This window comes from Kitasatospora sp. NPDC048298, from assembly GCF_043201465.1.
Taxonomy (GTDB): Bacteria; Actinomycetota; Actinomycetes; order Streptomycetales; family Streptomycetaceae; genus Kitasatospora.
In genome coordinates this window covers 69,972-81,904 of sequence record NZ_JBICYZ010000045.1, presented here as the reverse complement: position 1 = coordinate 81,904, position 11,933 = coordinate 69,972, and the positions used below count along the sequence as shown (strand labels likewise).

Below are 11,933 nucleotides of genomic sequence, written 5' to 3'. Positions count from 1 at the left end.
GGCCCCGCCCCCCGCGCCCCGGCGCCGGGGGGTTTCCGGGGGGCGCTCATCCTGGCCCCCCGGCCCGGGGGGGGGGCGCCCGGGGGGGGGGGGGCGGGGGGGGCCCCCCGCCACCGGGATACGTTCGGCCCGGTTCCGTTCAGCCGGCGGAGGGCATCGGGCGGACGGTGAGGATCTGCTCGGCCCGGCCCAGCGGCCCGCGGACGTCGTGCAGCACGGTGCTGGTGACGCCGTGCCCGGACGGGCCGAAGCTGACGCTGGTGTCCAGGCCGGTCCAGCGGCCCTCGGGGCGGCGGTGGAAGTGGATCGTCAGGTCGGTGTTGGGGAACATCCACTCCGTCGGGTCCTGCCGCGTGGCGATGCCGTTGGCGGTGTCCACCATCATGACGAAGGAGGCGTGCGGGCCGCTGGGCTCCCCCGCGACCAGCTCGGCCGCGCTGGAGATCCAGGCGGCGGCGCGGCCGGGGGCGGTCTCCCGGCGGCGGACGTCGATCGAGGCGATGTAGCCGCCGCCCCACAGCCCGGCCATCGCCCAGGGCTCGAACTCCTCGGGCCCGGGCAGCGGCTGGTCGTGGGTGCCGGCGACGGCGGAGGTGTCCAGCTCGGCGAGGAACCAGGCGCGGGCCCGGACGACGGCCCGCCCGCCGATCACCACGGTGGCCTCGACCAGCTCGATGGTGCGACCGGGGCGGACGGTCTCCACCGTGATCTCGAACTCCTCGAGGGCGATCAGGCCGAGTATGTCGTAGCTGATCCGGGCCAGTGCCAGGCCGTCGGCGGGGCGGCCGGCCCGCCCCTGGCCGGCCCGGTGGCGGTCGATGGCGTGCACGATCAGGCCGCCGAGCGGGCTGAAGTGCTGCTCGTCCGCGTGCCAGGCGCCCTGCGCCTGCAGGGTGGGCTTGTAGCTGTGCTCGCCGGTGCGCTGGTAGTAGCTGTCGGGCGCGGCGGTGGGGGTGGTCACGTGCGCTTCTCCTCTGGCCGGATCGCTGGCTGCCGGTTCGGCCGCCGCCGTGGTACGACGGCGGCCGAACTCGGCGTTCAGGATCGTAGGGGGCCGAACCGCCCACGTGGCGTCACGGGTGACGCATCCCACACCCCCGGGGGATCCGGACCGTCAGTGCGCGGCGAGCGGGTAGTGGTCGGAGAGGTCGGTGTAGGTGTAGCTCTTGCCCCAGCTGCTGACCGTCCAGGGCGCGCTGTGCACCCGGACCACCTCGTTGGTGTACTGCTGCGGGCGGGCGTGGTCGGCCCGGTAGAGGACGTAGTCGAGGTCCTCCTTGGGCTCGCCCGGGTAGCGGTAGGCGGCGACGGAGTTGTCGGCGGTGTCGAAGGAGTACGGCCAGCCGGTGCGGGCGGAGGCCGGGGCGAGGTTGCCGTTGGCCAGCAGCGCCTGGTACTCGGCGCCGTGCGAGTCGATGTTGAGGTCGCCCGCGACCAGGACCGGCTCGTCGGCCGGGATCCGCTTGGCGTCCAGGAAGGAGCGCATCGCGGCGAGCTGCCTGGCCCGGATGTCCGCCGCCTGGCCGCTCGCGCAGCCCGAGTCGGTGGACTGGAGGTGGGTACCGACCACGTGGGTGCGGCGGCCGTTGACGTCCAGCACCGCGTAGACGAAGCCCTTGTTGGAGAACCAGTCCGAGCCGCAGGCGTCCTTGTAGACGTACTGCTCCTTGCGCAGGATCGGCCACTTGCTGAGCAGGGTGACGCCGCCGTCCTCGGGGGTGGCGGAGCTGTAGCTGCCGGAGGTGGCGTCCCAGCCGCCGGTGGAGCGGCCGACCACCGGCGTGTGGTACGGGTAGGCGGCCGAGGCCTTGGCGGTCAGCGCGTCGGAGGCCGCGTTGTCGAAGGCCTCCTCCAGCACGACCACGTCGTGGCCCTGGAAGAAGTCCGCCGAGGCGATGGCCTGCGCCCGGTACTGCTGGCCCCAGTTGGGGTAGAGCGAGGTGCTCATCAGGAACGTGTTGTAGGTCAGCACGTCGAGCGGGGGCGCGGTCGTCGGGGCGGTCTCGGCCGAGGCCGGGACGGCGCCGAGCACGGCGAGGACGGTGGCGGCGGCGCCGGCGGCGAGGGCGCGGCGGACGGACGACAGGGGCATGGGGCCTCCGTGAGGGAGCGTTGTCGTGGACCCGTCGGGTCAAGGGATGTTGTGTATCCAACTTGGCTGCCGACACGGCCCGCAAGACATCCGGCGAGCATTTGGTGAACTCGCCGGTAACACCGTCGGCGGGAGGCTGACGGACGGTCACCGCGCTTCCGGGCGTCCGGAGCTGCCGTCACTCGTCGAGCGCACCGCACCACACCGCACCGCGCCGCACCGCGCCGTCGAACGCGGAGACCGCGGTCGTGGTCATCGCGGCCCACAGTGCCGCCGCCCGCCGCACCCTGCGGAAGGCGGGCGCGGCGGGCGGTCGGACGGGCGGTCGGACGGGCTGTCAGAAGGGCAGCGGGTGGCGCACCAGGACGTCGGCGCGAGTGCCCTCCAGGGCGCCGTACAGCAGGGTGGTGCCGAGCGCGTCCACGGCGGGCGCGGCGGACGGGCCGACGGCCTCGGCGACCCGCTCCACCCGGCCGGTCCACAGGTCCCGCCGGAAGAGGTCCGTGGCGCCGTTGGTGTCGCCGGGCACCAGCCCGGCGTCGTCCGAGGCGAAGTGGACCCAGCGGTCGTCCGCCGTCATGACGGCGGGCTGGGTGCCGGTGGGGGCCACCTCCGTCACCGTGCCCGTCCGCAGGTCGCGGGCGTAGAGCGCGACCCGGGAGGCGCCGCCCTGGTCCGGCTGGAACACCCGGAACAGCGCGAACCTGCCGTCGGGGCTCACCCGCCCCTGGCGGGCGGCGTCGCGCAGGGTGCCGCTCGGGTCGACGCTCGCGCCCTCGATCCGGCCGGTGGCGGCGTCGTAGACGTAGAGCGGGAAGAGCTGGCGGGTGGGCGGCGGCTTCGGCGCGGTCGGGGCGGGGGCCGTCGCGGGAGCCGTTCCGGCGGGGGCCGTCGCGGCGGGGGCCAGGAGGTTGGCCGCCTTCGAGCGGAAGGCGACGGTCCGGCCGTCGGCGCTGAGCGAGGGCTCCACCGAGCCGCCGTCGGCGGGGGCGCCGCCCTGCCCGGCGGTGACCAGCCGGGTGGTGCCGGTCCGGCGGTCGGTCAGGTAGATGTTGGCGATGCCCGCCCGGGCCCCGGGGGCGAGGTCGGCGCGGTCCGAGGAGTAGGCGACGAAGCGACCGTCGGCGCTGATCGCGGGGCTGACCGAGTTCCCGACGCCGGTGCCGGCGGTGAGCAGCTCGGTGCGGCCGGTGCCGCGGTCGCGGACGTAGACGTCGGTGCGCCCGCTGCCGTGCCCGGGGACGGCGTTGGCGGCGTCGCTGCTGAAGGCGACGTACCGGCCGTCGGCGCTGATCGCCGCCTGGCTGCTGGAGCCGTCCAGCTGGGCGCCGTCGTCGGCGAGGCTGACCCGCTCGGTCCGGCGCGTCCACAGGTCGCGGACGAAGACGTCGTAGAGGCGGTTGGTGTCACCGGGCACCAGGTTCGAGGCCAGCGAGGTGAACAGGGCGTACCGGCCGTCGGCGCTCAGTCCGAGCGGCTCGGACCAGTCGTCGGCGGGCGCGCCGTCAGGGCTCACGTTCACCCGCACCGTGTCGCCGCCGGCAGCCGCGAGCGCGGGCGTGGACCCGGATGCGGGCGCGGGCGCGGGCGCGGACCGGGCGTGCGCCGCCGGCACCCCGGTGCCCGCCAGCAGCGCGGCCGCCAGTGCGCAGGCCAGCCGTACCGTCCTCTTCATGGGTTCCCCTCCCCTTCGTCCCCCGTCCGCTCCCCGTCACTGCGGCCGAGCCAACCGTCCTGTCGTGGCCTCGGTCAACCCGACCGTCCCGACATGGGCACGATCTCGCCAACTCCCGCACACGGCAGGCCCGCACCGTGCGCACAGACCGGCCCGGGAACCGTCCCGCCCGGGCGGCCTCGCCGACCCCACGTCGTCCGGCCCCACCCGTCCCGGGAGCCCCGAACCGGCCGCGGTCGGCAGGGGCAGGGTGTTGTCCGACGGGCTGCACACTTCGGAGACCATCGGCTGGATCGCGAGCACCGTGTAGCCCGGAAGCCCCCACGGCGGCCGTGTCGACCTTGCCGGAGCGACAAAAATCCTTGGACAGGGTCGGCCGCCGGTGCGAGGGTCCGGGAATGACCGTCGACGAACTTCCCGTCCTGCCCGTCCCGTTGCCCGGCGGCCTGGTCCTGCGCGAGTCCGGGCCGGCCGACCTGGAGCAGATCGGTGCGCTGCTCGCCGAGCGCGGCGCCCCGCAGGACGCCCTCGACCACCGCCTGGTGGTCGAGGACCCGGACGCGGGCTGGTCGGCCTGCGCGGTGGTGGTCGACGGCGACCGGGTGGTCTCCACGGCCACCCTGCTCGACGAGGAGCTGCGCCTCGGCGGCGTCCGACTGCCCGCCGGACAGGTCGAACTCGTCGCCACCGACGCGGAGTTCGAGGGCCGTGGCCTGGTCCGGGCGCTGATGCAGTGGGCGCACGCCCGGTCCGCGGCCCGCGGGCACGTGCTCCAGGTGATGATCGGAATCCCCTACTTCTACCGGCTGTTCGGCTACGAGTACGCGATCGACATCCCGATCTCGCGGCCGGTGCGCGGCACCCCGCCCACCGAGGGCGCGCCGGCGCTGCGCACCGCCCGGGCCGCGGACCTGCCCGCCGTGGCCGCGCTCCAGGAGCGGGCGCAGCGCGGCTTCGACCTCGCGATGGGCCACTCCCCCGCCCGCTGGCGCTGGCTGCTGGCACACGACGCGAGCACGCTGCGGGTGGTCGAGCGCGCCGGGGAGGTGGTGGCCGTGGCGCGCACCACCCCGGTGGACGACGGCGGGTTCCACCTCGCCGAGGCGGCCGCCGCGGACGAGCGGGCGGCGCGCGAACTGCTCGCCGGTGTCGTGGCGTTGGCGCCGCGGGCGCGGCTCCACGTGGTGCACCGGCCCGGCACCCTGCCCGCCGCCGTCTGGCACGAGCTGCTGGACCACACGCCGCGCCCCGAGGCGGAGCAGTACTACGTCCGCATCCCCGACCCGGCCGTGCTGCTCGACCGGCTGCGCCCGGTGTTCCGGGAGCGCCTCGCCGGCGCCGGCCTGGACCACTCCGGCCGCGACCTGCTGCTCTCCACCTACCGCACGCACTACCGGATCCCGGTCGGCGCGCACGGGTCGGGCGAGGTGGTCACGGGCGGCACGCTGCAGCACCCGGATGCCGGCGGCGGCGTGGCCGTGGCGCCGGACCAGCTGGCGGCCCTGCTCTTCGGGCCGTACGGGATCGAGGGGTTGAGCCGCGTCCGGCCGGACGTGTACGTGCGCGGGGAGGCCGAGCCGTACCGGGCGCTGTTCCCGCCGCTGACCTCCGACCTGCTGACGTACTACCTGCCGTGACCCGTGACCCGTGACCCGTGGCGCCGGGAGTTCCGGTCGACCTCCTGTCGGAGCCCGGCGGGTGGGGCGTAGGGTGCGCGGCGTGAACGAAACGATCTTCCGGGGCAGGGATCTGGTTCGTCCGGCCGGTGTCGCGATGCTGTTCCTCGTCCTCACGGTCGAAGTCGCCTTCGGCCTGTTCGCGATGACCGACGTCGGCACGGTCCTGCTGGTCTCGCTGACGCTGGCGATGACCGTGCCCTTCCTCTTCTCGACCCTGCGGTCCTGGACCCGGGTCGGTGCCGACGGGATCACCGTCAACCGGGGCTTCGGGTCGGGCCGCACCTATCCCTGGCAGCAGATCGCCTGGGTCGAGGTGCGTCGGTACCCGGCCGGGGACTCGTTCTCGTACGCGCTGCGGATCCACCTCGCCGACGGGCGGCGCCGGCTGCTGCCGGGCCTCGCGGCGGACAAGTACCACTCCGCGGCCGAGTTCATGGCGAACGCCGACCAGGTCTTCGACTGGTGGGAGCAGAGCACCGACCCGGCCCGACGCGTCGCACCGCGGGTGCGGCTCCGGAACAAGGTGTCCACCACCCTGGTGGTCGGCCTGCTCCTCAGCGGCCTCCTGGCTGCCGTCATCCTGACGCAGTTGCGGTAGGGCGCGGATCCACCTCGCCACCGGCCGGCACCGGCAGCCGTTTCGGCCGGACGCCCTGGCCACGGGGCCCGCGGCCACCGCCGGGCGCGGGTGATCGACGTCACACTGGCCCGCCCCTCACGGTTCGTGCACACTTCCGTTCGTGCTCGCCCGCTTCGGGCGCGCGAACTCACAGGGGGTCTGATGGAACGTCGTACGGTTCTGCGCGGGCTGATGGGGCTTCCGGTCGGCGCGATGGCGGTCCTCTCCGCCGCCGGGCCGGCCCGGGCGGACTTCTCCACCACGGTGAACCCCTCGGTCGACTGGGGGACGTGGGAGGGCTGGGGTACCTCGCTGGCCTGGTGGGCGAACCAGCTGGGCCCCCGGGAGGACCTGGCGGACGTGCTGTTCAGCCGGAAGTCCGTCCGGTTCGGCGGACAGACGCTGCCCGGCCTGGGGATGAACGTGGTCCGGTACAACGCCGGGGGCTCGGGGACGAACAGCATCGGCGGCAGGACGATGCAGCCCGCGCCGGCGCTCGACGGCTTCAAGCAGATCGAGGGTTACCAGCTCGACTGGTACTCGGCGGACCCGCGGTCGGCGAGCTGGAACTGGAACGCCGACGCCCACCAGCGCGACATGATGTGGCTGGCCAGGGACCGGGGCGCCGACCGGTTCGAGCTCTTCAGCAACTCACCGATGTGGTGGATGCTCAAGAACGACGACCCCCGCGGGGCCACGGACCCGTACACCTGCAACCTGGCCGACGGGAACTTCGGCCGGCACGCGGCCTACCTGGCGACGGTGGCCCGCTACGCCCACGACCACTGGGGCATCGACTTCACCTCCGTCCAGCCGGTCAACGAGCCGGGGGCCAAGTGGGGCGGGTTCGGGCCGAATGACGGTGCGCAGGAGGGCTGCCACTACGACCGGGCGCAGCTGGCCGAGATCATCCGGCAGACCCGTACCCAGCTGGACGCCCGGGACCTGCACTGGATGATGGTGGCCGGCCTCGACGACTGGGGCGTCGGCAGTGCCCTGTACAACTGGACCAACAACTCCGACTTCGACGCCGCCACCCGCGCGGCCGTGGGCCGGGTGAACGTCCACGGCTACGACTTCGACGGCGACCGCGACGCGCTCTACAAGGCCGTGGCCGCGGACGGCAAGAACATCTGGATGTCCGAGTACGGCGACGGCGACACCAGCGGTCTGCAGCTGGCCCGGAACCTCAACTTCGACCTGCGCTGGCTGCACCCCACGGCGTGGGTCATCTGGCAGATCCTCGACTGGGAGAACTACGGGGCGATCACCCTCACCAACGGGGTGATCGGCGCGGTCAACGCCAAGTACTTCGTGCTCGCCCACTACATGCGGCACATCCGCCCGGGGATGCGGATCATCGATGCCGGTCACCCCGACGCCGTCGCGGCCTACGACAGCGTGAACCACAAGCTGGTCGTCGTCGCCGTGAACTACGGCGAAGGACAGTGGATCAACTTCGACCTGTCCAGGTTCACCCGGCCCGGGCAGGACGACGCCGTGATCGACCGCTGGGCCACCGGGACGGGCGCCGGCGGCGAGCGCTACCAGTACTACGCGGACACCCGGGTGCGCGGCAACCGGTTCTGGTCCTACTTCAACGCCCGTACCGTGCAGACCTTCGAGGTCTCCGACGTGTACCTGTAGTGGACCGGCCCCGGCTCCCGGGGTGGGAGCCGGGCCGGGCTCAGTCCGCCACGGGCAGGCACTCGGCGAGCAGGGCGAGGACGTCGCGCCAGGCCCGCTCGGCGTGCAGCGGGTGGTGGCGGACGCCGGGCAGGACGGTGTGCTCGACCGACGGGTGGTGGAAGGCGTGCTCGGCGCCGCCGTAGACCACGAGGCGCCAGTCGACGCCCGCGGCCTGCATCTCGGCGGCAAAGGCGTCCCGCTTTTCGGCGGGCATGATCGGGTCCTCCGAGCCGACCCCGGCCCAGACCGGACACCGGATGCGGGCCGCCTCGCCCGGTCGGCCCGTGACGAGTCCGTTGACCGTCCCGATCGCCCGCAGGTCGACGCCGGCGCGCCCGAGTTCCAGCGCGATCGCGCCGCCGGTGCCGTAGCCGACGGCGGCGATCCGGTCGGGGTCGGTCCGGGGTTCGGCGCGCAGCACGTCGAGGGCCGCACCGCCGATGTCCCGCATCCGGTCGGGGTCGTCGAGCAGCGGCAGCACACGGGCCAGCATCTCCTGCGGGTCGGCGAACCAGCGCCCGCCGTGGAGGTCGAAGGCCAGGGCCACGTACCCCAACTCGGCGAGGGCGTCGGCCCGGCGGCGTTGGAAGTCGTTCAGGCCCGGCCCCTCGGGGCCGATCAGGACCGCGGGCCGGCGGCCGGTGCCGCCGGGCAGCGCGAGGTGCCCGACCATCGTCAGTCCGTCGGCGGGGTATTCGACCGTGCGGGTCGTGACCATCGTCATGGGACAGGACCGTAGTGCCGGTCGCGCCCCGGTCGGGCCGGTCTTCGCCGTCGGCAGAGGAGCACCCCGCCACTCGCCGTCCGGTGCTACGTCGGTCGGCTGCCGGTGAGTTGCTGCCAGCGGTCCTTCGCCGCCTCCAGTTCGAGACGGGCCTGCGGGATGCGCGGGTCCGCCTTCTGGCGGGCCAGGAGTTCGGTGAGCCGCTGGCGGGCCTCCTCCTGGCCGGCCGTGTCCGCCAGCGCGTCGCGCAGTTCGGCCTCGGCCTCGGGCACGAGCGCCTGGCGTTCGACCGCGGACGCCTTGGCGTCGGCGCCGGCGTTGAACACCTCGACGACGAACTTCCGCACCTCGGCCTCGGGCGTCTTCTCCAGCGCGACGGTCACGATCGCCTGACGACCGGTCGGCAGCGCCACGTAGACGTGGCCCTGCCCGTCCGAGTAGTCGTCGCGGACCGAGACCTCGTGCAGCGGGTACTCGGCGGTGCGGCCCTCCGCCGTCACCTCCAGCGCGTGGTCGTACAGCCGCAGGTCGTCCCCGAGCGAGGACCGCAACTCGCCCCGGCCCGGCGAGCGGAGCCGGTCCAGGTGTGCCCGGGCCCGGTCGACCCGCTCCTGCTGGGCCTGTTCGGCCGCCGTGACGTCGGCCCTGGCCCGGTCGCGTTCGCGTCGGGCCTCGCGCTCCAGTGTGCGGAGCTTGGCGCGGGCGGCGTCCAGGTCGCGCCGGTTCTCGGCGTACTGCGCGGTGAAGGCGTACCGCCATCCCCCGGGGTAGCGCAGCATCAGCCAGACCACCGCTGCGGCGAGCGCCAGCACGATCACCGCGATCCAGCCCACAGGCCCCATCGATCCCCTCCCGCAGACCCACCGGTCCGGCAGCCACTCCAGCGGACCCGGACCGAGCCGATCGTAGGGACGGCGGCCGGTTCGCGTGGGGGAATCCGGGAATTCCCCGGCTGCCCACCGGCGGCGGGAGCCCTGCCCACCGAAGGGATGTGACCGCGCGGCGGGATTGCGACGGCTCTGCGGGATTGCGACCCGCTCGATGGGCTTCCGGCGGAAGATTTGCGACTTTTGGTCATGGTTTTGGCCAATGTGGTTAAAGGCCGAGCCAAAAATTCGCATGCCCCCTTGCCGATAATGTGATCACATGTGCAGGCACTGTGGCGTTCGCGCGTCACAGGGGAGGGACCGGTCCGCTTCACCGAGCGGGCCCGATCAACAGGAGTCGCAGCCATCAACACCGCCATCCGCAAGGCCGCCCGTGGGGCGATGCCCGTCGCCGTCACCGCCTCCGTGCTCGCCACCGGCCTCACCGCCTGCGGCACCGTCCAGCAGCTGTCCGCCGCTCAGAAGGTGTCGAAGGCCTTCGACAAGGTCCGTGACGGCAAGGCGGCCGGCTTCACCCTCTCCATCGACGCCACCCCCGAGCAGGTCGTCGCGTTCGCCAACTCCGGCGAACACAAGGCCGGCAGCGGCCTGATCGGCTCCGCCCGGGGCGGCGAGCAGCCGATGGACGAGAAGACCGCCAAGGCGATCTCCGGCCTCTCCGTCTCGGTCGCGATCTCCGCGGACAAGCCGCTCAAGGACATCGAGGCCTTCAAGAACGCCGGCAAGGGCGGCGACGCCGGCAAGAACGGCGACCTGACGCTCGACAAGTCGGTGCGCGTCTCCTACCTGCTCTCCGACCGCAGCGGCACCGCGCTGCTGGAGTACCGCCAGGTCGACGCCACGGGGTACCTGCACGCCGACGCCAAGGGCCTGATGAAGCTGACCGGCGAGGACCCGTCCGTGGTCGACGAGATGCGCAAGGACCTGCCCGCGGAGCTGAAGCCGCTCGGCGACGTGCTGGCCGGCAAGTGGGTGTCCTTCGACCTCCAGTCGCTCGCGAACCAGGCCAAGGAGTCCGACGGCAAGAAGGCCGCCCCGAGCGCCGCGCCCACCGCCGACCCGGAGCTCGCCAACCAGCTCCTCAACTCGGTCAAGGACGTGATCGGCCGCACCGTCACGTACGAGGACAAGGGCAAGAAGGACGGCGCCGAGCACCTCTGGGTCAGCGCCCCGGCCCGGCAGCTGGTCGACGAGATGTACAAGGCCGTCAAGCCGCTGTCCGCCAAGTTCCCCAAGCAGCTGGGCGACTTCCCCGACCAGGCCCCGAGCGACGTGCCGGACCGGAAGATCGGCGTCGACCTCTACCTGAAGAACGGCGCCTTCTCCTCCGCCACCTTCGACCTCGCGCAGCTGGCCGACAAGGTCGAGCCGGGCGTCAACTTCCCGGTGAAGCTCGCCTTCAGCCAGTCGGCCCCGAACGTCCAGGTGCCGGCCGACGCGGTCAAGGTGACCGACGACCAGCTGATGGACGCGGTGCTCGGCCTGGCCACCGCGGGTGCCGAGGACGGCCTCGACCCCGAGGACCTGGCCGGCGGCGTCCCGGACGCCCCGACCGCCCCGCCGCTGACCGACGCCCAGCTCAAGGAGCTCGCCGGGCTCGGCTTCTCGGAGATCGAGGCGCGCGCCTTCAACCGGGCGGGCTTCACCTTCGAGGAGATCAAGGAGATCGCCCTCAAGGACGCTCCGGCCAAGGCCTGACGTCCACCTACGACCAACCGACCGGCCGACCGCGCACAGCGGTCGGCCGGTCGCGCGTACGGGGTTCCCGTTGCCGGGCGCGGGCGTCCCCGCCGTCAGGCGTGGGCGGCGGCGCACTCCGGGTGGCCCCAGGAGCTGCCGACCTTGGTGATCTTGTCGCCCTTGGCGTACGGGCGGCTGCACGGGCAGGTGCCGGGGAAGCGGGCGTTCAGGGTGCGCGAGCCGCCGCTCCGCCTGGCGGTGCCGCCGCTTCCGGCGGAGGCGGACGCGGCGGAGGAGCCAGCCGAGGCGGTACGGGCGGCGCGTGCCTTGGGGGCCTTGCTGGCGGCGGCCGGGTCGGGGACCGGCAGGTCGGCGGCGGTGCCGGAGGCGTCCTGCTGGGTGCGGGCGGCGTCGCTGGCGGCCTTGTCGGCGATGGCGTTCAGCGGGTCGCCGTCGACCTGGTGGGCCGGCACGTACACGAAGGTGACGTCCCGGGCCTCCAGCAGCGCGTCGATCGCCTGGATCAGCTCCTGGTTGGCGACCGGCTTGCCGGCCGCCGTCTTCCAGCCGTTGCGCTTCCAGCCCTTGAGCCACTTGGTCACCGAGTCGCGGGTGTAGGTGCTGTCCAGCCGCACCTCCAGCGGGACCGCCGGGTCCGTCGAGGCCAGCAGCTGCCGCAGCGCCGTCAGCTCGCCCACGTTGTTGGTGCTGTGCCCGAGCGCGCCGGCCTGCCACCGCTGGGGCACCCCGGCGGCGTCCGCGACCACGTACGCCCAGCCCGCCGGACCGGGGTTGCCCTTGGCTGCTCCGTCACACGCTGCAATGACTCGTTCGACCATGCCCCGATCATGCCTGGTCGCGGGGCCCGGAGCCAAAGCCGCTCGGCCT

10 protein-coding genes are annotated in these 11,933 nt (G+C 73.6%); 4 read left to right on the top strand and 6 right to left on the bottom strand.

Features of this window, described 5'->3' with window-relative positions:
• Positions 1 to 139: 139 nt before the first annotated feature.
• From ACGF0D_RS28930 to ACGF0D_RS28920, 3 genes are all read right to left on the bottom strand, one after another.
• On the bottom strand, positions 140 to 961 hold the full coding sequence (locus ACGF0D_RS28930) for a thioesterase family protein (RefSeq protein ID WP_392921187.1): 822 nt from the start codon (positions 959 to 961) through the stop codon (positions 140 to 142).
• 153 nt (positions 962 to 1,114) lie between these two features.
• The gene (gene sph / locus ACGF0D_RS28925) at positions 1,115 to 2,092 is read right to left on the bottom strand and encodes a sphingomyelin phosphodiesterase (RefSeq protein ID WP_392877319.1); all 978 of its coding nucleotides are present in this window, start codon (positions 2,090 to 2,092) and stop codon (positions 1,115 to 1,117) included.
• A gap of 337 nt (positions 2,093 to 2,429) precedes the next feature.
• The gene (locus tag ACGF0D_RS28920) at positions 2,430 to 3,767 is read right to left on the bottom strand and encodes a hypothetical protein (protein WP_392921184.1); all 1,338 of its coding nucleotides are present in this window, start codon (positions 3,765 to 3,767) and stop codon (positions 2,430 to 2,432) included.
• Positions 3,768 to 4,165: 398 nt separating this feature from the next.
• On the opposite strand from ACGF0D_RS28920, the gene ACGF0D_RS28915 reads away from it, so the two are divergent.
• The 3 genes from ACGF0D_RS28915 to ACGF0D_RS28905 all read left to right on the top strand — a co-directional run bounded on the left by ACGF0D_RS28915 (position 4,166) and on the right by ACGF0D_RS28905 (position 7,712).
• Positions 4,166 to 5,404 carry a GNAT family N-acetyltransferase gene (locus ACGF0D_RS28915; protein ID WP_392921180.1) on the top strand — a complete coding sequence of 413 codons (1,239 nt, stop codon included), beginning with the start codon at positions 4,166 to 4,168 and terminating at the stop codon, positions 5,402 to 5,404.
• An 82-nt stretch (positions 5,405 to 5,486) separates the two neighbouring features.
• The gene (locus ACGF0D_RS28910) at positions 5,487 to 6,044 is read left to right on the top strand and encodes a PH domain-containing protein (protein ID WP_392921177.1); all 558 of its coding nucleotides are present in this window, start codon (positions 5,487 to 5,489) and stop codon (positions 6,042 to 6,044) included.
• 183 nt (positions 6,045 to 6,227) lie between these two features.
• Entirely contained in the window at positions 6,228 to 7,712 is a 1,485-nt protein-coding gene (locus ACGF0D_RS28905; RefSeq protein ID WP_392921174.1) for a glycoside hydrolase, read from the top strand.
• A gap of 40 nt (positions 7,713 to 7,752) precedes the next feature.
• On the opposite strand, the gene ACGF0D_RS28900 is transcribed toward ACGF0D_RS28905, so the two are convergent.
• Together ACGF0D_RS28900 and ACGF0D_RS28895 are read right to left on the bottom strand one after the other, a co-directional pair.
• Positions 7,753 to 8,478, bottom strand: a complete 726-nt coding sequence (locus tag ACGF0D_RS28900; RefSeq protein ID WP_392877331.1) for a dienelactone hydrolase family protein — start codon at positions 8,476 to 8,478, stop codon at positions 7,753 to 7,755.
• Positions 8,479 to 8,564: 86 nt separating this feature from the next.
• Entirely contained in the window at positions 8,565 to 9,320 is a 756-nt protein-coding gene (locus ACGF0D_RS28895) for a hypothetical protein (RefSeq protein ID WP_392877333.1), read from the bottom strand.
• Positions 9,321 to 9,746: 426 nt separating this feature from the next.
• Between ACGF0D_RS28895 and ACGF0D_RS28890 the strand changes: the two genes are divergently transcribed.
• Positions 9,747 to 11,063, top strand: a complete 1,317-nt coding sequence (locus tag ACGF0D_RS28890; RefSeq protein ID WP_392921172.1) for a hypothetical protein — start codon at positions 9,747 to 9,749, stop codon at positions 11,061 to 11,063.
• A gap of 95 nt (positions 11,064 to 11,158) precedes the next feature.
• Here ACGF0D_RS28890 and ACGF0D_RS28885 read toward each other — a convergent pair whose 3' ends face one another.
• A complete protein-coding gene (locus tag ACGF0D_RS28885) occupies positions 11,159 to 11,884 on the bottom strand; it encodes a ribonuclease H (protein ID WP_392921169.1) in 726 nt (241 codons plus the stop codon).
• Between the last annotated feature and the right edge of the window lie 49 nt (positions 11,885 to 11,933).

Excerpts from the sequence above, each read along its gene's own strand:
- sph (WP_392877319.1), bottom strand. The coding sequence starts at position 2,092 with ATGCCCCTGTCGTCCGTCCGCCGCGCCCTCGCCGCCGGCGCCGCCGCC.
- ACGF0D_RS28920 (WP_392921184.1), bottom strand. The coding sequence starts at position 3,767 with ATGAAGAGGACGGTACGGCTGGCCTGCGCACTGGCGGCCGCGCTGCTG.
- ACGF0D_RS28915 (WP_392921180.1), top strand. The coding sequence starts at position 4,166 with ATGACCGTCGACGAACTTCCCGTCCTGCCCGTCCCGTTGCCCGGCGGC.
- ACGF0D_RS28905 (WP_392921174.1), top strand. The coding sequence starts at position 6,228 with ATGGAACGTCGTACGGTTCTGCGCGGGCTGATGGGGCTTCCGGTCGGC.
- ACGF0D_RS28900 (WP_392877331.1), bottom strand. The coding sequence starts at position 8,478 with ATGACGATGGTCACGACCCGCACGGTCGAATACCCCGCCGACGGACTG.
- ACGF0D_RS28895 (WP_392877333.1), bottom strand. The coding sequence starts at position 9,320 with ATGGGGCCTGTGGGCTGGATCGCGGTGATCGTGCTGGCGCTCGCCGCA.
- ACGF0D_RS28890 (WP_392921172.1), top strand. The coding sequence starts at position 9,747 with ATGCCCGTCGCCGTCACCGCCTCCGTGCTCGCCACCGGCCTCACCGCC.
- ACGF0D_RS28885 (WP_392921169.1), bottom strand. The coding sequence starts at position 11,884 with ATGGTCGAACGAGTCATTGCAGCGTGTGACGGAGCAGCCAAGGGCAAC.